General features: G+C 70.9%; 20 protein-coding genes. 11 read left to right on the top strand and 9 right to left on the bottom strand.

Annotation, left to right across the window (positions count from 1 at the left end; genetic code table 11):
• Window positions 1-73: 73 nt before the first annotated feature.
• The 6 genes from ACFYV5_RS13390 (at window position 74) to ACFYV5_RS13415 (ending at window position 4,949) form a co-directional block, all read left to right on the top strand.
• On the top strand, window positions 74-1,906 hold the full coding sequence (locus ACFYV5_RS13390; RefSeq protein WP_389168025.1) for a phosphatidylglycerol lysyltransferase domain-containing protein: 1,833 nt from the start codon (window positions 74-76) through the stop codon (window positions 1,904-1,906).
• Window positions 1,907-1,944: 38 nt separating this feature from the next.
• Entirely contained in the window at window positions 1,945-2,805 is an 861-nt protein-coding gene (gene folP / locus ACFYV5_RS13395; protein WP_355113111.1) for a dihydropteroate synthase, read from the top strand.
• Window positions 2,802-3,260 (top strand): nuclear transport factor 2 family protein, encoded by a 459-nt coding sequence (locus tag ACFYV5_RS13400; protein WP_355113112.1) that lies wholly within the window; start codon window positions 2,802-2,804, stop codon window positions 3,258-3,260. Before folP ends, ACFYV5_RS13400 begins: the two co-directional genes overlap by 4 nt.
• Before the next feature lie 202 nt (window positions 3,261-3,462).
• Entirely contained in the window at window positions 3,463-3,822 is a 360-nt protein-coding gene (gene folB, locus ACFYV5_RS13405) for a dihydroneopterin aldolase (RefSeq protein ID WP_158988273.1), read from the top strand.
• On the top strand, window positions 3,819-4,418 hold the full coding sequence (folK, locus tag ACFYV5_RS13410) for a 2-amino-4-hydroxy-6-hydroxymethyldihydropteridine diphosphokinase (RefSeq protein WP_355113114.1): 600 nt from the start codon (window positions 3,819-3,821) through the stop codon (window positions 4,416-4,418). Before folB ends, folK begins: the two co-directional genes overlap by 4 nt.
• Before the next feature lie 45 nt (window positions 4,419-4,463).
• Window positions 4,464-4,949, top strand: coding sequence for a DUF3180 domain-containing protein (locus tag ACFYV5_RS13415; protein WP_389168032.1), 486 nt, complete (start codon window positions 4,464-4,466; stop codon window positions 4,947-4,949).
• Window positions 4,950-5,071: 122 nt separating this feature from the next.
• Here ACFYV5_RS13415 and ACFYV5_RS13420 read toward each other — a convergent pair whose 3' ends face one another.
• The 7 genes from ACFYV5_RS13420 to dacB all read right to left on the bottom strand — a co-directional run bounded on the left by ACFYV5_RS13420 (window position 5,072) and on the right by dacB (window position 13,505).
• The gene (locus ACFYV5_RS13420; RefSeq protein ID WP_389168035.1) at window positions 5,072-6,070 is read right to left on the bottom strand and encodes a hypothetical protein; all 999 of its coding nucleotides are present in this window, start codon (window positions 6,068-6,070) and stop codon (window positions 5,072-5,074) included.
• Window positions 6,071-6,141: 71 nt separating this feature from the next.
• Entirely contained in the window at window positions 6,142-6,747 is a 606-nt protein-coding gene (folE, locus tag ACFYV5_RS13425) for a GTP cyclohydrolase I FolE (protein ID WP_355113120.1), read from the bottom strand.
• Between the two features lie 99 nt (window positions 6,748-6,846).
• Window positions 6,847-8,880 carry an ATP-dependent zinc metalloprotease FtsH gene (gene ftsH, locus ACFYV5_RS13430; protein WP_355113121.1) on the bottom strand — a complete coding sequence of 678 codons (2,034 nt, stop codon included), beginning with the start codon at window positions 8,878-8,880 and terminating at the stop codon, window positions 6,847-6,849.
• A gap of 161 nt (window positions 8,881-9,041) precedes the next feature.
• Window positions 9,042-9,581, bottom strand: a complete 540-nt coding sequence (gene hpt, locus ACFYV5_RS13435; protein ID WP_067161225.1) for a hypoxanthine phosphoribosyltransferase — start codon at window positions 9,579-9,581, stop codon at window positions 9,042-9,044.
• 41 nt (window positions 9,582-9,622) lie between these two features.
• The gene (gene tilS / locus ACFYV5_RS13440) at window positions 9,623-10,699 is read right to left on the bottom strand and encodes a tRNA lysidine(34) synthetase TilS (RefSeq protein WP_389168040.1); all 1,077 of its coding nucleotides are present in this window, start codon (window positions 10,697-10,699) and stop codon (window positions 9,623-9,625) included.
• A gap of 196 nt (window positions 10,700-10,895) precedes the next feature.
• Entirely contained in the window at window positions 10,896-12,026 is a 1,131-nt protein-coding gene (locus tag ACFYV5_RS13445; RefSeq protein WP_355113124.1) for a zinc-dependent metalloprotease, read from the bottom strand.
• A gap of 27 nt (window positions 12,027-12,053) precedes the next feature.
• Window positions 12,054-13,505 carry a D-alanyl-D-alanine carboxypeptidase/D-alanyl-D-alanine-endopeptidase gene (gene dacB / locus ACFYV5_RS13450; RefSeq protein WP_389168045.1) on the bottom strand — a complete coding sequence of 484 codons (1,452 nt, stop codon included), beginning with the start codon at window positions 13,503-13,505 and terminating at the stop codon, window positions 12,054-12,056.
• 103 nt (window positions 13,506-13,608) lie between these two features.
• On the opposite strand from dacB, the gene ACFYV5_RS13455 reads away from it, so the two are divergent.
• Both ACFYV5_RS13455 and ACFYV5_RS13460 read left to right on the top strand, forming a co-directional pair.
• Window positions 13,609-14,103, top strand: coding sequence for an inorganic diphosphatase (locus tag ACFYV5_RS13455; protein WP_019888410.1), 495 nt, complete (start codon window positions 13,609-13,611; stop codon window positions 14,101-14,103).
• A gap of 128 nt (window positions 14,104-14,231) precedes the next feature.
• A complete protein-coding gene (locus ACFYV5_RS13460) occupies window positions 14,232-15,878 on the top strand; it encodes a threonine/serine exporter family protein (RefSeq protein ID WP_355113422.1) in 1,647 nt (548 codons plus the stop codon).
• Here ACFYV5_RS13460 and ACFYV5_RS13465 read toward each other — a convergent pair.
• Window positions 15,875-16,567, bottom strand: a complete 693-nt coding sequence (locus ACFYV5_RS13465; RefSeq protein WP_355113128.1) for a VTT domain-containing protein — start codon at window positions 16,565-16,567, stop codon at window positions 15,875-15,877. The genes ACFYV5_RS13460 and ACFYV5_RS13465 overlap by 4 nt on opposite strands.
• Before the next feature lie 158 nt (window positions 16,568-16,725).
• Between ACFYV5_RS13465 and ACFYV5_RS13470 the strand changes: the two genes are divergently transcribed.
• Genes ACFYV5_RS13470 through ACFYV5_RS13480 form a run of 3 tightly spaced genes read left to right on the top strand, consistent with a single transcriptional unit; the run spans window position 16,726 to window position 19,880 of the window.
• Entirely contained in the window at window positions 16,726-17,094 is a 369-nt protein-coding gene (locus tag ACFYV5_RS13470; RefSeq protein WP_355113130.1) for a YbjQ family protein, read from the top strand.
• 59 nt (window positions 17,095-17,153) lie between these two features.
• The gene (locus ACFYV5_RS13475) at window positions 17,154-18,446 is read left to right on the top strand and encodes an ion channel protein (protein WP_389168052.1); all 1,293 of its coding nucleotides are present in this window, start codon (window positions 17,154-17,156) and stop codon (window positions 18,444-18,446) included.
• Window positions 18,447-18,467: 21 nt separating this feature from the next.
• Window positions 18,468-19,880, top strand: coding sequence for a glutamate decarboxylase (locus ACFYV5_RS13480; RefSeq protein ID WP_389168055.1), 1,413 nt, complete (start codon window positions 18,468-18,470; stop codon window positions 19,878-19,880).
• A gap of 16 nt (window positions 19,881-19,896) precedes the next feature.
• On the opposite strand, the gene ACFYV5_RS13485 is transcribed toward ACFYV5_RS13480, so the two are convergent.
• Window positions 19,897-20,922: a WD40/YVTN/BNR-like repeat-containing protein gene (locus ACFYV5_RS13485; RefSeq protein WP_389168058.1), complete on the bottom strand. Its 1,026-nt coding sequence runs from the start codon at window positions 20,920-20,922 to the stop codon at window positions 19,897-19,899.
• Window positions 20,923-21,211 lie beyond the last annotated feature (289 nt).

Consider the following 21,211-nt stretch of genomic DNA (forward strand, 5'->3'; position numbering starts at 1 on the left):
GCACGGCCCGCCCCGACCACGCGCGGCCGCCGGACCACAATCTCTCGCGGAGCCACGGGAAGTACGGGAAGCGATGTCTGTCACGGTAGATGGGGACAAATCAGGATCGGTTCCGGTTCGGGTACGCCGGATTCTGCGCGGGCCCCGCCCCGAGAAAGTCCCCTCCCTCGTCGGAACGGCCTGCACCCTCATCGGCCTGATCGACATCGCCGCGGGCGTCTTCCCCCGCTTCCGGGCCAGCCGCATGCACGCCGTCGCCGAGATCCTCCCCGGCACACTCGGACCGCTCTCCGCGGCCCTCTCCCTCAGCGCCGGCGTCCTCCTCCTGCTGCTGGCCCACGGCCTCAAGCGCCACAAACGCCGCGCCTGGCGAGCCGCCGTCGTCCTCCTGCCACTCGGCGCCGCCGCCCAGTTCGTCTGGCGCCACTCCGTCCTCGGCGCCCTGCTCTCCCTCGCCCTGCTCGCCCTGCTGCTGCGCCACCGCGACCAGTTCGCCGCCCTCCCCGACCCCCGTAGCCGCTGGAAGGCACTCGCCAACTTCGTCCTCATGGGCGCCGGATCCATCCTCCTCGGCCTGATCATCGTCAGCGCCCACCCCCGCCGCGTCATCGGCAGCCCCAGCCTCACCGACCGCCTCGAACACGTCCTGTACGGACTCCTCGGCTTCGAAGGCCCCGTCGGCTACACCGGCAACGTCGACTGGACCGTCGGCTACTCCCTCGGCGCCCTCGGCATGCTCACCGCCCTCACCACCATCTACCTGGCCTTCCGCCCCGAACACCCCGCCGCCCGCCTCACCGAGGACGACGAGACCCGACTGCGCGCCCTCCTCGACAAGCACGGCGCCCGCGACTCCCTCGGCCACTTCGCCCTCCGCCGCGACAAGGGAGTCGTCTTCTCCCCCAGCGGCAAAGCCGCCGTCTGCTACCGCGTCGTCTCCGGCGTCATGCTCGCCAGCGGCGACCCCATCGGCGACGTCGAGGCCTGGCCCGGCGCCATCGACCGCTTCATGGACGAGGCCAAAGCCCACTCCTGGACCCCCGCCGTCATGGGCTGCTCCGAGACCGGCGGCGAGGTCTGGACCCGCGAGACCGGCCTCGACGCCCTCGAACTCGGCGACGAGGCGGTGGTGGACGTCGCGGATTTCTCCCTCTCCGGGCGCGCCATGCGCAACGTGCGCCAAATGGTGAAGCGGATCGAACGCAACGGCTACACCACCAAGGTCCGCCGCGTCCGTGACCTGTCCGACGGCGAACTCGCCCGCGTCCGCCGCGCCGCCGCCGACTGGCGCGGCACCGACACCGAACGCGGCTTCTCCATGGCCCTCGGCCGGATCGGCGACCCCGGCGACGGCGACGCCGTCATAGCGACCGCCCACAAGGAAGACCCCGACTCGCCGTACGGCGACCTGAAGGCGATCATCCACTTCGTGCCCTGGGGTGCCGACGGCATGTCCCTGGAACTCATGCGACGCGACCGCTCCGCCGACCCCGGCATGAACGAACTGCTCATCGTCGCCGCCCTCCAGAACTCGCCCCGCCTCGGCATCGACCGCGTCTCCCTCAACTTCGCCATGTTCCGCTCGGCCCTCGCCCGCGGCGAGAAGATCGGCGCCGGCCCCGTCCTCCGCGTCTGGCGCGGACTGCTCGTCTTCCTCTCCCGCTGGTTCCAGATCGAATCCCTGTACAAGTTCAACGCCAAGTTCCAGCCCCGCTGGGAACCCCGCTTCGTCGTCTACCGCAAGAGCCGCGACCTCCCCCGCATCGGCTTCGCCGCCATGCAGGCCGAAGGTTTCGTGACCCTCGAACTGCCCCGCCCCCTCGCCCGCCGCCGCTCCGCCGCCCAGCCCCGCCCCTGCGCCCACATCGTCACTCCCCGCACGGACCACGAGGCCCGAGCGGCCTGACCGGCGCCCCCGGACCGGCCAGCCCCTAGTCTGGACATATGAGTACGTTGATCGGCCGGGGCACGGCCCGGGGCCTGCCGGAGTGGGACCGCTGCGCCGTCATGGGCGTCGTGAACGTCACCCCGGACTCCTTCTCCGACGGCGGCCGCTGGTTCGACACCACGGCCGCCGTCAAACACGGACTCGACCTGGTCGCCGAAGGCGCCGACCTCGTCGACGTCGGCGGCGAATCCACCCGACCCGGCGCCAGCCGCGTCGACGAGGAGGAAGAGCTGCGCCGCGTCGTCCCCGTCGTCCGCGGCCTCGCCGCCGAAGGCGTCACCGTCTCCGTCGACACCATGCGCGCCTCCGTCGCCCGCGCGGCCGTCGCCGCGGGCGCCGCACTCGTCAACGACGTCAGCGGCGGCCTCGCCGACCCCGCCATGGTCCCCACCGTCGCCGCCGCCGAGGTCCCCTTCGTCGTCATGCACTGGCGCGGCTTCAGCCAGGACATGAACAGCCTCGCCGTCTACGACGACGTCGTCGGCGAAGTCGTCACCGAACTGCGCCACCGCATGGAAGCCGTCGTCGAAGGCGGCATCGCCCCCGAACGGATCGTCATCGACCCCGGCCTCGGATTCGCCAAACACGCCCCCCACGACCTCGCCCTCGTCGCCCACCTCCCCGCACTGCGCGCCCTCGGCAGACCCCTCCTCGTCGCCGCCTCCCGCAAGCGCTTCCTCGGCCACGTCCTGGCCCACGAAGGCGCCGCCCCGCCCCCCGCACGCGAACGCGACGCCGCCACCGCCGCCGTCTCCGCCATCGCCGCCCACGAGGGCGCCTGGGCCGTCCGGGTCCACGAGGTCAGGGCCACCGCCGACGCCGTCCGGGTCGCCAGAGCCGTCGAGGGAGCCGCGTGACCCACCAGACCGACACCGAAGCGGTCGAGGCCGCCAACACCGCCTTCTACGAGGCGATGGAGCGCGGCGACTTCGAAGAGATCTCCGAACTCTGGCTCGACGACGGCGCCACCCCGATCAGCTGCGTCCACCCCGGCTGGCCCGTCCTCTCCGGCCGCGGCGAGGTCCTCCGCTCGTACGCCCTGATCATGGCGAACACCGAATACATCCAGTTCTTCCTGACCGACCTCCAGGTCTCCCTCGCCGGCGACGTGGCCGTCGTCACCTGCACCGAGAACATCCTCAGCGGCGGACCCGCCGAGGACGGCGCCGAACTCGGACCCCTCGTCGGCCAGCTCGTCGTCGCCACCAATGTGTTCCGCCGCACATTCGAAGGCTGGCGGATCTGGTCCCACCACGGCTCCCCCGTCCTCACCGAAACGGACGAGGAAGAGGACGAGGAACCCGGCTCCTGAACGGGATCCCGCGCCCTTTCGGAGGACCACGAGGATTGGAATCCGGCCCCCTGGGTAGGGGCCGCTCCCAGCCCCTGTGGCCCTCGCCTCAGCCCCCCATGGGCAAGCGCTGTCGGTGCCCGCAGGTAGATTCGATGCTGGACACCCGGCCGTCCGCACCCGGCTGCGTGGCCACTGAACTACGACAGCAGGAGTGATTCGCGTGGATCGTGTCGCGCTGCGCGGCCTCAAGGCCCGAGGACACCACGGCGTCTTCCCCAAGGAACGCGAAGAAGGCCAGACCTTCATCGTGGACCTCGTCCTCGGCCTGGACACCCGCCCCGCGGCAGCCGACGACGACCTGACGAAGACCGTGCACTACGGCGTCGTCGCCGAGGAAGTCGTCGATGTCGTCCAGGGCGAGCCGGTGGACCTGATCGAGACGCTCGCCGAGCGGATCGCCCAGCAGTGCCTCAAGCACGCCGGCGTCCAGGAGGTCGAGGTCGTCGTCCACAAGCCGGACGCGCCCATCACGGTCCCCTTCGACGACGTGACCATCACCATCACCCGGAGCCGAGTATGAAAAGCACGCACAGCGACCCCACCGTGCAGCCCGTACCCGCCTCCGTCGTCGCGGCCGTCGACGCCGCCGACGTCACGCTCTCCAACCCCAAATGGGCCGTCATCGCCCTGGGCGCCAACCTCGGCAACCGCCTGGAGACCCTCCAGGGCGCCGTCGACGCCCTGGAAGACACCCCCGGCCTCCGGGTCAAGGCCGTCTCCCCCGTGTACGAGACGGAGCCCTGGGGCGTCGAGCCCGGCTCCCAGCCCTCGTACCTCAACGCCGTCGCCCTGGTGAAGACGACCCTGCCGCCCAGCTCCCTCCTGGAGCGCGCGCACGCCGTCGAAGAAGCCTTCCACCGGGTCCGCGAGGAGCGCTGGGGCGCGCGCACCATCGACGTCGACATCGTCGCGTACGCCGAAGTGGTCTCCGACGACCCCGTCCTCACCCTCCCCCACCCCCGCGCCCACCAGCGGGCCTTCGTCCTCGCCCCCTGGCACGACGTGGACCCCGCGGCCCAGCTGCCCGGACACGGCCCGATCGCGGAGCTCCTCGCGTCGGTCGGCCACGACGGCGTCGTGGCGCGTGTCGACCTGGAACTCCGTCTGCCCGAGTAGTCGTTAGTCTCGGAGACCCGACACGTACGAAGGACAGGACACCCGGTGAAACAACTGCGGCTCAAGGTTCTCGCCGGACTGTTCATCGTGGCCGGAATCCTGTCCTGGGGCGGCGCACGCCTCTGGGACGCGGTGGGCTCCCTGCCGAGCGTGCCGCTCGCCGCGCCGATCGTCCTCGCGGCGATCGCGGTCGTCCTCGCGGCCACGGCCCTCTCCCTCCGCTCCCGCCTGAAGGCCCAGCGCGAGCGCCGCCCCGGCGCCAAGGGCGTGGAACCCCTGATGGCGGCCCGCGCCGTGGTCTTCGGCCAGGCGAGCGCCCTGGTCGCCGCCCTCGTCGCCGGCATGTACGGCGGCGTCGGCGTCTTCCTCCTCGGCTCCCTGGACATCCCGGCCCGCCGCGACCAGGCGATCTACGCCGGCTTCTCGGTCCTGGCCGGCATCGGCGTGATCGCGGCGGCCCTCTTCCTGGAGCACGTCTGCAAACTCCCCGAGGACGAGGACAACGGCAAGGGCACAGCCCCGGTGGCCTGAGGCTCAGCGGCAGAGCGCGGCATGCCCCCGGTGGTCCCGTACCGTCCAGTGCCGCAGCCAGTCGGAGGTCTCCTCGGCGGCCTCGAAGGCGTCATACGGCCGGCCGCACTGACACCACCGGGCTACCAGGGCTCGCGCACGAGGTGCCCATTCACCAGGAAGGTGGGGTGCGGTTCGAGCCGGTAGCTGTAGAACGTGAAGGGTTTCGTGCCAAGCGCGGGGCGGGGACGGACCTCGCGGACCTTTACCCACTCCGCTTCGTTGAGCTGCAAGGGGTGCTGCTCCGGCCCGTAGGTGTCCCTGCTGAGCCAGCGATCGGAGATGTAGAGACGCGACGCCCGACCCTGCATATCGGGTGTGAAGCGAGCTCCGATGATCGGTGCCCATTCGCGCAGAAACGGGACGTTGGCACTTGCCACCACCCTTCCCTGAAAGCCGCCCCACCGCACACGACAGCCGTCCCCGTCCGCGTAGCCGTCCATGAACCCCGTGAACGTCGCCACGTCTCGCAGGACGACGCGCGGGAACTCCTGCCGCATATGGTGCGCGTCGCCCCCGACGTACTGCCTCACCAGATCTGCTAGGTACGACGAGACGACTCGCACGCGGAATCCCGCCACATGCCGCTTCAGATATCCGGACGGCCGAGTCACCGGTTCCAGCCGCGCGGACCGCCCCGTGCAGGCCGTCAGGGCGGCCGCGTACCGGGACGCGAAGCCCTCGTCGTTGACGATCAGGGACACGTAGTTCTTGTGGACGGTCCCGTCGGCGCAGGTGGCGCCTACAAAGTAGCCGAAGTCGTACCCCGGCCTGATCGTCAGACGCTCCCGGCACAGCTTCCGCGCATACGTCCAGGCGACCGTCATCCCTGCCGCATCTGAGGCGTGCGTCCACCCGTCCGGCGTGGCCAGCAGCAAGTCTGGGCTTGCCACAAAGGTCGTATGGTCCGTGACCACCTCGACGGCATCGCGCCCCTTGACCGCCATCACGCCCGCGACCGTGGTCTGCACCGTCCGGTCGCCGTCCAGCGTCCACAGCACACTGCCGGGGAAGACGTTCTTCGCCTGAGCCCAGCCGTCTACCAGGTTCACCAGCATCTTGCTGGAAAGCCCATACCCCATACCGATCCCCCTTGATCAGCGATCAACTCCACTGATCGGGGACGGTATGGAGCAAGGCGGACAGCTCGCTACTAACGGGCCAATATCAGGGACATAGCCTCGGCTCGTGTAGTAGCGTCACGAAGTTGACCACGTACCGCCGAGGTCGTCGTCTTCGCGCCCGGCTTGCGGACTCCACGCAGGGACATGCACATGTGCTCGGCCTCGATGACGACGATCGCGCCACGCGCCTCCAGGATCTCCATCAGCGAATCGGCGATCTGCGTCGTCAGCCGCTCCTGCACCTGCGGGCGGCGGGCGAAGACATCGACAAGGCGAGCCAACTTTGACAGGCCAGTAATTTTGCCCGTTTCCGCCGGAATGTAACCAATGTGAGCTACGCCATAAAATGGGAGCAAGTGATGCTCACAGCTGGCCATCAGTTCAATGTCCTTCACGAGCACCAGCTCGTCGTGCCCCAGGTCGAACGTCGTCGTCAGGACATCCTCGGGCTTCTGCCACAGCCCGGCGAACAGCTCCCTGTACGCCCGCGCAACCCGCGCCGGCGTCTCCCTCAGCCCCTCGCGGTCCGGGTCCTCGCCGACCGCGATGAGGAGCTCTCGTACGGCGTTCTCGGCGCGCTTCTCGTCGAATACGCCGATCGTGCCCTCGCCGTCCAGCGTCACCGGGTCGGTCATCTGTGCCTCGTTCCGTCTGACTCATATGGCGCGAAAAAGATGCCGCGCCCCCACAGGCTAAAACCTGTCGGGGCGCGGCATCCATTCCGGGTGTGGAGGTCAGGCCTCCGGGGCCTCCTCGGGGGCCACCTCGATGCCGGTGGTCGGCGTCTTGGTGGTGTCCACCGTCGCGCTGCCGTTCGCGCCGTTCGTCAGTGCCAGCTCCTTGGGGGAGAGCACCGGCGGGCGGGTCGATGGCGTGCGGCGGGAGGAGCCGGTCCACGCGGGGCGGGCCGGGCGCTTGACGATCGGGGCGAAGATCTCGGCGATCTCCTCCTTGTTGAGCGTCTCCTTCTCCAGCAGCCGGAGGACCAGGTTGTCGAGGACGTCACGGTTCTCGACGAGGATCTCCCAGGCCTCGTTGTGCGCGGTCTCGATGAGCTTCTTGACCTCTTCGTCGACCAGCGCGGCGACCTCTTCCGAGTAGTCGCGCTGGTGCGCCATCTCACGGCCGAGGAACGGTTCGGTGTTGTCGCCGCCGAACTTGATCGCGCCGAGCCGCTCGGTCATGCCGTACTGCGTGACCATCGCGCGTGCGGTGGCCGTGGCCTTCTCGATGTCGTTCGCGGCGCCCGTGGTCGGGTCGTGGAAGACGAGCTCCTCGGCCGCGCGCCCGCCCAGCATGTACGCGAGCTGGTCGAGCATCTCGTTGCGCGTGGTCGAGTACTTGTCCTCGTCCGGGAGCACCATGGTGTAGCCCAGGGCCCGGCCGCGGGACAGGATGGTGATCTTGTGGACCGGGTCGGAGTTCGGCGAGGCCGCCGCGACCAGGGCGTGTCCGCCCTCGTGGTACGCGGTGATCTTCTTCTCCTTGTCCGACATGATCCGGGTCCGCTTCTGCGGGCCCGCGACCACGCGGTCGATCGCCTCGTCCAGGGAGTGGTTGTCGATCAGCTTCTTGTCCGAGCGGGCGGTGAGGAGCGCCGCCTCGTTGAGGACGTTGGAGAGATCGGCACCGGTGAAGCCGGGGGTGCGGCGGGCGACGGCGCCGAGGTCGACGTCCGGGGCGACCGGCTTGCCCTTCTGGTGGACCTTGAGGATCTCGAGGCGGCCCTGCATGTCCGGGCGGTCGACGGCGATCTGCCGGTCGAAGCGGCCGGGGCGCAGGAGCGCCGGGTCGAGGATGTCGGGCCGGTTCGTGGCGGCGATCAGGATGACGCCGCCCTTCACGTCGAAGCCGTCCATCTCGACGAGGAGCTGGTTGAGGGTCTGCTCGCGCTCGTCGTGTCCGCCGCCGAGGCCGGCGCCGCGGTGTCGGCCGACGGCGTCGATCTCGTCGACGAAGACGATCGCCGGGGCGTTCGCCTTGGCCTGTTCGAAGAGGTCGCGGACTCGGGAGGCGCCGACGCCGACGAACATCTCGACGAAGTCGGAGCCGGAGATCGAGTAGAACGGCACGCCGGCCTCGCCCGCGACGGCGCGTGCGAGGAGGGTCTTGCCGGTTCCGGGCGGGCCGTAGAGCAGCACGCCCTTGGGGATCTTGGCGCCGACGGCCTGGAACTTCGCCGGCTCCTGGAGGAATTCCTTGATCTCGTGGAGTTCCTCGACGGCCTCGTCGGACCCCGCCACGTCGGCGAAGGTCGTCTTCGGGGTGTCCTTGGTGATCAGCTTGGCCTTGGACTTCCCGAAGTTCATGACTCGGGAGCCGCCGCCCTGCATCTGGTTCATCAGGAACAGGAAGACGACGACGATGAGGACGAAGGGGAGCAGCGAGAGCAGCACCGACAGGAACGGGCTCTGCCGCTCCGGGGAGACGGTGTAGCCCTTGTCGAGGTCGCCGGCGGCGGACTGCTCCTGGAGCGTGGTGGTCAGGTTGGCGCCCTGGTCACCGATGTAGCTGGCCTGGATCTTGGTGCTGCCGCCGTACTTGTTCTTGTCGGCGTCCTTCTTGAGTTCGACCTTGATGACCTGCTCGTCGCCGGTCGTCAGCTTGACCTGGTTGGCCTGCTTGTCAGTGATCGCCTGGACGACCTTGCTGGTGTCCACCGTCTTGTAGCCCTCGGACGAGCCGACGACCTGCATCAGCACGACCACGGCGAGGACGGCCAGCACGATCCACATGACCGGCCCACGGAAGTATCGCTTCACGTCCATCCATACGGAGCGAGAACGCTCCGTCCCTCCTGCCCGTAGGTAAATGCTGCTGTGAGAGCTGCTATGAGAAAAAGCTGTTCTTCGGACGGTACCTCAGCATGGTGGCCCGTGACCGCCTTCCCTTGCTCCAACGGCGGGAGGGCGGTACGGGTTCCCGTGTCTCAGCCTCCGTAGACGTGCGGCGCGAGTGTGCCGACGAAGGGGAGGTTGCGGTACTTCTCGGCGTAGTCGAGGCCGTATCCGACGACGAACTCGTTCGGGATGTCGAATCCGATCCACTTCACGTCGATCGCGACCTTGGCGGCGTCCGGCTTGCGCAGGAGGGTGCAGACCTCCAGGGAGGCGGGTTCGCGCGAGCCGAGGTTGGAGAGCAGCCAGGAGAGCGTCAGGCCGGAGTCGATGATGTCCTCGACGATCAGGACGTGCTTGCCCTTGATGTCGGTGTCGAGGTCCTTGAGGATCCGGACGACGCCGGAGGACTGGGTGCCGGCTCCGTAGGAGGAGACGGCCATCCAGTCCATGGTGACGGGGGTGGACAGCGCGCGCGCCAGGTCCGCCATCACCATCACGGCGCCCTTGAGGACGCCGACGATGAGCAGGTCCTTGCCCGCGTACTCCGCGTCGATCTTCGCGGCCAGCTCGGCCAGCTTGGCGTCGATCTCTTCCTTGGTGATGAGCACCGACTGGAGGTCGGTGCCCATGTCCTTCTCGTTCACCCGGGTCACTTTCGTTGCAGCGTGCGTCAGCCTTGCCGAATGACCAGTCTGCCACCCTGCCGTCGTGCCTCGACGCGGCCGGGCAGATTGATGGCTCCTTGGCCGCGCCAGCCGGTGATCAGCCGGTCGACCTCTTCGATGTGGCGGGCGAAGAGGGAGCCGGCGGGTGCGCCTTCGGCGATCATGGCGCGGCGCAGGATGCGGCGGCGGACGGCGGGTGGGAGTCCGTAGAGCTTGGCGCATTCGAGTCGGCCGGCTTCGTCACGTACGGCTGCCTCGGCGTCGGCGGCCCAGGAGTCGAGGGCGTCGGCGTCGTCGCGGGAGAGCTGGGCCGTGCGGGCGAGGGCTTCGACGACGCCTTTGCCGAGGGCCTTCTCGAGGGCGGGGAGGCCTTCGTGGCGGAGGCGGGAGCGGGTGTAGGCGGGGTCCGCGTTGTGCGGGTCGTCCCAGACGGCCAGCTCTTGGGCGACGCAGGCCTTGCGGACGGTCTGCCGGTCGAGCCCCAGGAAGGGGCGGCGGTAGCGCCCGGAGGCGCCGGAGACGGCGGCCATGCCGGAGAGGGAGCGGATGCCGGAGCCGCGGGCGAGGCCGAGGAGGACGGTTTCCGCTTGGTCGTCACGGGTGTGGCCGAGCAGGACGGCGGTGGCGCCGTGGCGTTCGGCGGCGGCGTCGAGGGCGGCGTAGCGGGCGTCGCGTGCGGCGGCCTCGGGGCCTCCTTCGCGGCCGACGGTGACGGTGACGGCTTCGACGGGGTCGAGTCCGAGCGCGGCCATGCGGCCGGCGACCTCGGTGGCGCGTTGGTCGGAGCCGTCCTGGAGGCCGTGGTCGACGGTGATGCCGCCGGCGCGGACGGCGAGTTTGCGTGATTCGAAGGCGAGTGCGGAGGCGAGCGCCATGGAGTCGGCGCCGCCGGAGCAGGCCACGAGGACCAGCGGGGTGGGCCGGTCCGGGGAGGGGCCCAGGGGAGTGGGCCGGTCGGGGGAGGGGCCCAGGGGGTGCGGGCCGGGTGTCGTGGCGGGGTCGGTCTGGTGCTCGGTGAGAACGTCGTGGAGTACGCGGCGGACCGCCAGGCGTATCGCCGCGACCGCAGGATGGGGACCCATGTCCGGTGCCCTTCGTGATGGGGTGGGGTGCCTCGGTCGGTGTCTTAACGGTCGGAAGAGGGGGTTCGGTCACTCAGAGTGCGTCGATGGTGACAGAACCTGGCCGTTACCCGAGCATTGCACGCCCCACCCTTTGCCTAGGGTCCCTCGGATGGGTGATTGGGGGTGTGTTCTTCCGTCGTACGCCGCACCCGTCTCAGGAGTCTGCCTTACGGTGCACCCTCGCGATCCAGTCCGCCGGTTTGGCGATCTCGGCCTTGGTGGGGAGCGTGTTGGGGGAGGTCCAGACGCGGTTGAACCCGTCCATGCCGACCTCGTCGACGACGGCCCGGACGAAGCGCTCTCCGTCGCGGTACTGGCGCAGTTTGGCGTCGAGGCCGAGGAGTTTGCGCAGGGCGAGGTCGAGGCGGGAGGCGCCGCGGGCGCGGCGCTGCTGGAACTTCTCGCGGATCTCGGCGACGGAGGGCACGACCTGGGGGCCGACGCCGTCCATGACGTAGTCGGCGTGGCCTTCGAGGAGGGACATGACGGCGGTGAGGCGGCCGAGGATCTCGCGCTGTTCGGGGGTCTGCACGAGTTCGACGAGGGAGGGGGAGGGTTCGCCCTCCTCGCCCTCGGGGCGGCCGCCGACGAGGGCCTGGGCGGCTTCGCGCAGCCGTTCGACGACGGTCGAGGGGTCGACCTCGGTGGCGCCGAGGAAGGCCTGGATCTCGCCCTGGAGGTGGTCGCGCAGCCAGGGGACGGCGGTGAACTGGGTGCGGTGGGTCTCTTCGTGGAGGCAGACCCAGAGCCGGAAGTCGTGGGGGTCGACGTCGAGTTCGCGCTCGACGTGGACGATGTTGGGGGCGACGAGGAGGAGTCGTCCGCCGCCGTTGTCGCCGGCGGGGAGTTCGCGGGTGGCGGGGGCGAAGGTCTCGTACTGGCCGAGGATGCGGGAGGCGAGGAAGGACAGCAGCATGCCGAGTTCGACGCCGGTGACCTTGCCGCCGACCGCGCCGAGCATGGTGCCGCCGGGGGTGTTCGAGCGGCGTTCCTGCATCTTGTCGAGGAGCGGGGCGAGCAGTTCGCGGAAGCCGGCGACATTGGCCCTGACCCAGCCGGCGCGGTCCACGACGAGGACGGGTGTGTCCCGTGGTTCGTGGCCTTCGGGGATCATCCGGGTGAAGGCCCTGACGTGCTCCTCGGACGCCTTGGCGTGCCGGCGCAGCTCCGCGACGACCTCGCGGGCCTCCTCACGGCTCACCTCCGGGCCCGGCCTCACCAGGCGGGTCGCGGTCGCGACCGCGAGATTCCAGTCGACCATCTCGGCACCACCGATGCTCGTCATGCGTCAACCGTACGTTCTCCCGCCGGATCAGGGCAGGTTCGGTACGGGTCGGCTCGGGGCGGCGAGGGCGGCGGAGAGCCGGTCGAGGGCGGGCCGGGCCTGGTAGGCGGAAGAGGTGCGGCCGGCGAGGAAGGCGAAGGCGATGAGGCGGCCGTCGCCGGTGACGACGGTGCCGGCCAGCGTGTCGACGCCCCGCAAAGTGCCGGTCTTGGCGCGGACGAGGCCGGCGCCGGTGGTGGCGGGGCCGGTGTCGAAGCGGCCTTCGAGGGTGCCGCTGAAGCCGCCGACCGGGAGGCCGGTGAGGACCGGGCGCAGGGCGGGGCGGGTGGGGTCGGCCGCTCGGGTGAGGAGGCCGGTGAGCAGGGCGGCGGAGACGCGGTTGTCGCGGGAGAGGCCGCTGCCGTCGGCGAAGCGTGTTCCGGCGGTGGGCAGGCCGAGGGCGGCGAGTTCGGCCTGGACGGCCTTGCCGGCGCCGGTGAAGCTCGCGGGCTGCTTGCGGGCGAGGGCGGTCTGCCGGGCGAGGGCCTCGGCGAGGTCGTTGTCGCTGTGGGTGAGGGTGCGCTCGACGAGGGCGGAGAGCGGGGCGGAGTCGGTACGGGCGAGGGGCGCGGCCTCGGTGCCTTCGGCGCCCTTGGGTGCCTTGGGGGCGCGGCCGGGGGCGGGGGCGCCCTGGACCGTCGTACCGGCCTTGGTGAGGAGCTCGGCGAAGGCGGCGGCGGTGTCGCCGGCGGGGTCGGTGGTCCGCGCGGCGATGCCGCTGACGGAGCCGTCGAGGCGGCCGGCGTTGAGCATCAGGGCGCTGACGGGGGCGATGTTCTCGTCCACGCCGATGGGGTGGTGGGCGGGGCCCTGGTAGAGACTCGTGTCATAGGCGAGGCGTACGGAGGTGACGCCCCGGGCCTTCAGGGCTCGGGCGGTGTCGGTCGCGAGGGCCTTCAGGCGGGTGCGGTCGAGGGTGGGGTCGCCGCCGCCGAGGAGGGTGACCGTGCGGCCGTCCGGTGAGGCGACGACGGTGGTGGGGATGCGGTGGTCGGGCCCGAGGGCCGAGAGGGCGGCGACCGAGGTGGCGATCTTGATCGTGGAGGCGGGGGTCATGGGGGTCGTGGCGCCCTCCCCGTACAGCTGCTCGCCCGTGGTCGCGTCGACGACCGAGGCGGTGCGGAGGGTGCCGAGGCCGGGGTCGGCGAGGAGCGGTACGAGGGTGGCGGCGAGGTCGCTCGGGCGGGTGGTCTCCGCCGCGCCGAGGGCGCGGAGCACTCCGGCGGCGCTGGGTGCGGGGACGGGGCGCGGCGGGCCCGCGGGGGGACGGGTGTCCGCGTGATGTGCGCCACCTGTGGGAGCCGTGGCGGCCGCGCGGGCCCGCTCGGCCTTACGCTGACCGGTGTCCCACGGGCCGGCGGCGGTCACCGCTCCGGCGGCCAGGGCCAGACCGAGCACGGCGGCACCCGCCGTGACCTGCCACGTCCTCGGCTCCGGCATTGCTGACCAGCCCCTTTCGCGATCACACACAGGCGTGAGGGACACTTAATCACTGCGCGTCGTCGCAGGCATTCACATGTGTTTGATTCAGGAGGAGCCACCCGTGGAGTTCGACGTCACCATCGAGATCCCGAAGGGGTCGCGGAACAAGTACGAGGTCGACCACGAGACCGGTCGCATCCGCCTGGACCGCCGCCTCTTCACCTCGACCAGCTACCCGGCCGACTACGGCTTCGTCGAGAACACCCTCGGCGAGGACGGTGACCCGCTGGACGCGCTGGTCATCCTGGACGAGCCGACCTTCCCCGGCTGCCTGATCAAGTGCCGCGCCATCGGCATGTTCCGTATGACGGACGAGGCCGGCGGCGACGACAAGCTGCTGTGCGTCCCCGCCTCGGACCCGCGCGTCGAGCACCTGCGCGACATCCACCACGTGTCGGAGTTCGACCGCCTGGAGATCCAGCACTTCTTCGAGGTCTACAAGGACCTGGAGCCGGGCAAGTCGGTCGAGGGCGCCAACTGGGTCGGCCGCGCCGAGGCCGAGGCCGAGATCGAGGCCTCCTACAAGCGCCTGGAGGCGCAGGGCGGCGCCCACTGAGTGGGTCCACGTTCGACGTCGTGACGGGCGGTGCACCTCTGCGGAGGAGCGCCGCCCGTCTCGCGTGAGGCCGTGTGACACTGCACATATTGGGCAGACACAGGCGAATGGGATTGAGGACGGACAGAGTGGTCGCGGAGCCGGACGGCCCGGAGGACCGGAAGCCCCAGTCGGACGAGGCGCGCAGTGCGTTCATTCCGCCGGCGGGGGTCGATCAGCCGGTGGTGCCGGAGGAGGAGCATCCGACCTCCGAGTTCGCCGTTCCCGAGGGGCTGGCGCCGGAGCCACCGACCGAGCCGGAGGGTTCGGCGTTCGCGCCGCCGTCCACGTACTCCGCGAAGCACGCGCCGCCGGCGTTCACGCCCGCGCACGGGATTCCGCTGGTGCGGCTGTCGAAGGACGCGCCCTGGCAGGACCGGATGCGGACCATGCTGCGGCTTCCGGTCGGCGACCGGCCGGTGCCGGAGGCGCAGCGCAAGGAGGACGAGGCGGGGCCCGCGGTGGGCCGTGTGCTCGACCTGACGCTGCGTATCGGTGAGCTGCTGCTGGCGGGCGGGGAGGGCGCGGAGGACGTCGAGGCGGCGATGTTCGCGATCTGCCGCTCGTACGGTCTGGACCGGTGCGAGCCGACCGTGACGTTCACGCTGCTCTCGATCACGTACCAGCCGTCGCTGGTGGACGATCCGATCACGGCGAACCGGACGGTACGGCGCCGGGGCACGGACTACACCCGGCTGGCGGCGGTGTACCAGCTGCTGGCCGACATCAACGCGGAGGAGCACGACGTCACGCCGGAGGAGGCGTACCGGCGGCTCGCGGAGATCCGGCGCAACCGGCACCCGTACCCCGGGTGGGTGCTGACGACGGCGGCGGGTGTGCTGGCGGGCGCGGCCTCGGTGCTACTGGGCGGTGACTTCACGGTGTTCTGCCTGGCGGCGCTCGGCGCGGTGCTCGGGGACCGGCTGGCGTGGCTGTGCGCGGGGCGCGGGCTGCCGGAGTTCTACCAGTTCCTGGTGGCGGCGATGCCGCCGGCCGCGATGGGCGTGCTGCTGACGATGCTGCACGCGGATCTGCGGCCCTCGGCGGTCATCACGGGTGGCCTGTTCGCGCTGATCCCGGGGCGGGCGCTGGTGGCGGCCGTGCAGGACGGTCTGACCGGTTTCTACATCACGGCCTCGGCCCGGCTCCTGGAGGTCGGGTACTTCTTCGTGGCGATCGTGGTGGGTGTGCTGTCGGTGCTGTACGTGGCCGTGCAGTTCGACGCGCAGCTCAGTCCGGACGGTGCGCTCAGTCCGGTCGAGCGGCCGGTGGTGCAGATCCTGGCGTCGATGGTGCTGTGTGCGACGTTCGCGATTCTGCTGCAGCAGTCGCGGGACACGGTGCTGTTCGCGACGTTGAACGGCGGGGTGGCGTGGGTGATCTACGCGTCGATCGCGGTGACGGCGGACGGCTCGGCGGTGATGGCGACGGCGGTGGCGGCGGGCCTGGTGGGTCTGTTCGGGCAGCTGATCGCCCGGTACCACCACACGTCGTCCCTGCCGTACGTGACGGCGGCGATCGGGCCGCTGCTGCCGGGTTCGGCGACGTACTTCGGTGTGCTCGCGATCGCCCAGAACAACCTGGACCAGGGCTTCGCCTCCTTGGCGAAGGCGGCGGCCCTGGCCCTGGCGATCGCGATCGGCGTGAACCTGGGTGGCGAGCTGGCCCGGCTCTTCATGCAGGCCCCGGGCGCGGCGGCGGCCCGCCGCGCGGCGAAGCGGACGCGAGGCTTCTAGCGCTTGGCGTGGCGGCCGCGCTCGGTGGGGGTGTCGTGGTCGTCGTCGGCCTGGGCGCGGGCGGCCTTCTTGGAGTGGGAGCGGGCGCGGAGGTACTCGATCACGATCGGGACCACGGAGATCGCCACGATCAGGATGAGGATCGCCTCGATGTGCTGATGCACGAAGTCGATCTTGCCGAGCGAGGCGCCGAGCAGGGTCACGCCCGCGCCCCACAGCACGCCGCCGATGATGTTGAACGTGATGAACGAGCGGTAGTTCATCCGGCTCACACCGGCGATGATCGGCGTGAACGTGCGCACGATCGGCACGAAGCGGGCCAGGATCAGCGACTTCGGGCCGTGCTTCTCGAAGAACTCGTGCGCCTTCTCCACGTTCTCCTGCTTGAAGAGCTTGGAGTCGGGGCGCTTGAAGAGGGCCGGGCCGACCTTGCGGCCGAAGAGGTAGCCGACCTGGTCGCCGATGATCGCGGCGAGCACGATCAGGGTGCAGACGATCCAGAGCGGGGTGTCCAGCTTGCCGGTGGTGACCAGCAGGCCGGTGGTGAAGAGCAGCGAGTCGCCGGGCAGGAAGAACCCGATGAGCAGGCCGGACTCGGCGAAGACGATGACGAGGACACCGATCAGGCCGAAGGTCTGGATCAGATAGTCCGGGTCGAGCCAGCTCGGTCCGAGGGCAAGCGTGTTCACGGGTTCCGGGCTCCTGCGGTTGAGGGGGGCGGGGGACGGCTGCCCCAAAGTATCAACGCTTTCTTACGGCGCGGGGTTCCACGGGGGCTCCCTCCGGGCCTCTCCGGGGTGCGAGCGGGGGCGGCCGGCCCGAGGCTGGGGCCAGGAGGTGGATGCGTATGGGCATCGAGGAGTACGGAGGCGGTCAGGGACCGGAATCCGACGTGCTGGTCGTCACGACGAACGACGTTCCCGGCTACGAGGTCCGGCAGGTGATCGGCGAGGTCTTCGGGCTGACGGTGCGCTCGCGGCATCTGGGCAGCCAGATCGGCGCGGGGCTGAAGTCGATGGTCGGCGGGGAGCTGAAGGGTCTGACGAAGACCCTGGTGGAGACCCGCAACCAGGCGATGGAGCGGCTGGTGGAGCAGGCGCGGGCGCGGGGCGCGAACGCGGTCCTGATGTTCCGGTTCGACGTGACGGAGGCGGCGGACGTGGGGACGGAGGTCTGCGCGTACGGGACGGCAGCGGTGGTCGCTCCCCGGAGCTGAAGGCGGAAACGCCCTGATTTCGGGATGTTCTGCGGCATTTGCGCACTTATGGTGAGCCGGTGGTCACTGACAGCCCCTCGTCCGCGCCGCTGCCCCGCTCCTCCGAGACCCCGCTGCGTGTCCTGACGCCGCAGATCCTGCCCGCCCTCGTGGTGGGGGTGGGGGCGGCTCTGCTCTTCCTCGGGATCAGCGTGGTCTCCGAGGAGTTCCAACACGTGCTGTGGGAGACGCTTCCGGACGCCCTGGGCATCGGCGGCTTCTCGTCCCTCTGGATGATCGTCATGCTCACCGCGACCGGTGTCGCGGTCGGCCTCGTCGTCTGGAAGGTGCCCGGGCACGCGGGCCCGGATCCCGCCACCACCGATCTCGCCGGCGCCCCGATCGCGCCCACCGTCGTCCCCGGGCTGCTGCTGGCGAGCACGCTGACGCTGGCCGGCGGGGTCAGCCTCGGCCCGGAGAACCCGATCATCGCGGCCAATGTCGCGCTCGCCTACTGGCTCGGCCGCAAGGCCCAGCCGGCGGTGCCCGGGGCGATGTGGGTCTCGCTCGCCTCCGCGGCCACCATCGGCGCCCTCTTCGGCACCCCGGTGGCCGCCGCGCTGGTCATCTCCGAGGCCCTCGTCCACCAGACGGGCGGGCGGGGTTCGCTGTGGGACCGGCTCTTCGCCCCACTGGTCGCCGCCGGTGCGGGGGCCATGACCACCACCCTGCTCGCCCACCCCAGCTTCGATATGTCGCTCCCCGAGCTGACCGACCCGGGATGGGGCGATCTGCTCGCCGCGATGACCGTCGCGCCCGCCGCGGCCCTCTTCGGCCTCCTCGCCTGCTACGGCTTCCCCCTTGTCCACCGTCTCTTCAAGCGGCTGCGGCATCCGATGCTGATCCTGCCGGCCGGCGGCCTGGTCCTCGGTCTGCTGGGCGTGCTCGGCGGGCCTCTGACGCTCTTCAAGGGGCTGGAGGAGATCAAGGAGCTGTCCTCCGGCCTCGGCGGATGGTCGTCGGCCGAGCTGGCCAGGATGGCCGTGGTCAAGCTCGCCGCCCTGCTGGTCGCCGCCTCGTGCGGTTTCGTGGGCGGCCGGATCTTCCCGGCCGTGTTCATCGGGGCCGCCTTCGGTCTGCTGGCCCAGGCCCTCGTCCCCGAGATCCACCCGGCCGTCGCCGTCTCCTCCGCCGTGCTCGGCGTCCTGCTCGCGACCACCCGGCAGGGCTGGGTGAGCCTCTTCGTCGCCGCCGTCCTCGCCTCCTCGCCCACGATGCTCGCCCTCCTCTGTCTGGCCTCCCTGCCCGCCTGGCTGGTCGTCACCGGCCGCCCCCAGCTCGAACTGGACGCGTCCGGCGCCTCCCTGCGCTGAGCGCCCCCGGAAGGAGTCCCCATGCCGCTGCACAAGGGTCCCGACGCGCCCGAGCCCGACCGGCGTCTCGCCCTCAACCCGTTCTTCGGCGAGGCCAACCCGGTCGGCGGCATGACCGACGCGCCTCCGCGTCACCGGCTCCCCGACGGCCCGCTGCCGCCCATGACCGCCTATCAGCTGGTCCACGACGAGCTGATGCTCGACGGCAACTCCCGGCTCAACCTCGCCACCTTCGTCACCACCTGGATGGAGACCCAGGCCGGCGTCCTGATGGCCGAGTGCCGCGACAAGAACATGATCGACAAGGATGAGTACCCGCGCACCGCCGAACTGGAGCGCCGCTGCGTGGCCATGCTCGCCCACCTCTGGAACGCCCCCTCCCCCGCGGCCGCCGTCGGCTGCTCCACCACCGGCTCCAGCGAGGCGTGCATGCTCGCCGGCATGGCCCTCAAGCGCCGCTGGGCCAAGAGGAACGCCGACCGCTACCCGAGCAGCGCCCGGCCCAATCTGGTGATGGGCATCAACGTCCAGGTCTGCTGGGAGAAGTTCTGCGCCTTCTGGGAGGTCGAGCCCCGGCTCGTGCCCATGGAGGGCGACCGCTTCCATCTGGACCCGCAGGCGGCCGCCGCGCTCTGCGACGAGAACACCATCGGTGTCGTCGCCGTGCTCGGCTCGACCTTCGACGGCTCCTACGAACCCGTCGCCGAGATCTGCGCCGCCCTCGACGCCCTCCAGGAACGGACCGGCCTCGACATCCCCGTCCATGTGGACGGCGCCTCCGGCGCGATGGTCGCCCCCTTCGTGGACGAAGACCTGGTCTGGGACTTCCGGCTGCCCCGGGTCTCCTCGATCAACACCTCCGGTCACAAGTACGGACTCGTCTATCCGGGCGTCGGCTGGGCGCTGTGGCGCTCGCCCGCCGAGCTCCCCGAGGAACTCGTCTTCCGGGTCAACTACCTGGGGGGCGACATGCCCACCTTCGCCCTCAACTTCTCCCGGCCCGGCGCCCAGGTCGTCGCGCAGTACTACACGTTCCTGCGGCTCGGCCGGGAGGGCTACCGGGCGGTGCAGCAGACCACCCGGGACGTCGCCCGCGGACTCGCCGAACGGATCGAGGCCATGGGCGACTTCCACCTCCTCACCCGGGGCGACCAACTGCCCGTCTTCGCGTTCACCACCGCCCCCGACGTCACCCGCTTCGACGTCTTCGACGTCTCGCGGCGGCTGCGGGAGCGCGGCTGGCTCGTCCCCGCCTACACCTTCCCGGCCAACCGGGAGGACCTGTCCGTGCTGCGTGTGGTCTGCCGCAACGGCTTCTCGGCGGACCTGGCGGGGCTCCTGATCGAGGACCTGGCACGGCTTCTGCCGGAACTGCGGATGCAGCCGGGTCCCTTGAGCCATGACAGGCAGGCCGCGACCTCCTTCCACCACTGAGCCCGGCGGACCGCCCTCAGGACTCCTCGTCCTCGCAGGCGAGGCGGAACTCCGCCCAGCGCACCCCGTCGGCCGATATGTCGTACAGACACGTGGTTCCCTGACGGAGCAGCCCGATGGGGGTGCGGCGGGTGAAGCGGGAGCCCTCGCCCGTGGGGCGGAAGCTGCGGCCGCCGTCGGTGCTGGCGTACTCCCGGTCCTCGGCGCCGATCACCACCCTGCCGCCCGGGCCCGCGATCGGGAGCCCCTGCAGCGTGCGCGGCTCCAGCATCGGCCCGGTCGTCCACATCCGCTCCCACGTGCGGCCGCCGTCCAGCGAGCGGTGCAGCGCCCGCAGGGGGTTCTTGACGGGTTCGCCGCCCTTCAGCTCCCCCATCTCCGCCGCGTACACGGCGTCCGGTCCGACCACGACCGTCGTGTGCCGGCCGGGGGCGGTGGTGGGGCTCGGCAGCCGGCTCGGCGTCCAGCTGCGTCCCGCGTCCCGCGACACGGCGACGGCCGAGCGTCCCGTGACCGGATCGGTGCCCGAGACCCACCAGGAGCCGTCGGGCTCCGCCCGCTCGGCCGGCCTCGGGTGCGCGCCGAGCAGCGGCCCGCGGGCCAGCGCCCGTCGCCGGCCGTCCTGCGGGGAGACCACGACGAGCCGCTCCTGGGCGCAGTCGTCCCCCTGCGATCCGGCGGGCCGCGCGCAGTCGGTGGTGAGGACGGCGCCGGCCGGTATCTCCAGAGCCGTGCCGACCGTCTTCAGGTCGCCCTGGCGCCAGCTCCGCCCGCCGTCCCGGGTGAACCAGGTCCGCCGCGCCTCCGGCTCGGCGCCGCCCTCCTCGATCAGGGCGCGCCCCGGACCGAGCACCAGCAGGCTCGACGAGACGCCGACCCCGCCCCGGGTCTCGGGCAGCGGAGACCTGCGCATCGTCCACTCCTTCGCGCCCCGGTCGAGGACGGCCACGTGCTGCCGGCAGAAGCCGTTGGCCGGGACCCTCTCGTCCTCGACGCAGGAGGCGAGCAGGGTGAACCCACTGCCGTCGGCGGCGAACCCCACGCTGTGCGACCAGCCGGGCAGCTCCGGCGCGGACGGTATCCGCGGCGGCGGGGCGACCGGAGCACCCGAAGACCCGGCAGCCCCGGCACCCGGAGACCCCGGAGAACCCCGCGAGCCCGAAGACCCCGCCCCCGTCCCCGCCCCCGCCCCCGTACAAGCCGTCAACACCAGCGCCACGACGGCGCCGACCACTCCGTAGAGCTTGCGCATCGCCCGTCCCCCCGCCCTTCGCCCGGTCCGCGGTGAACCGTCTGCCTTAGTTACACCGCTCGGCCGCTCGGGGTTCCCA

The organism is Streptomyces sp. NPDC003035, from assembly GCF_042888285.1.
Taxonomy (GTDB): Bacteria; Actinomycetota; Actinomycetes; order Streptomycetales; family Streptomycetaceae; genus Streptomyces.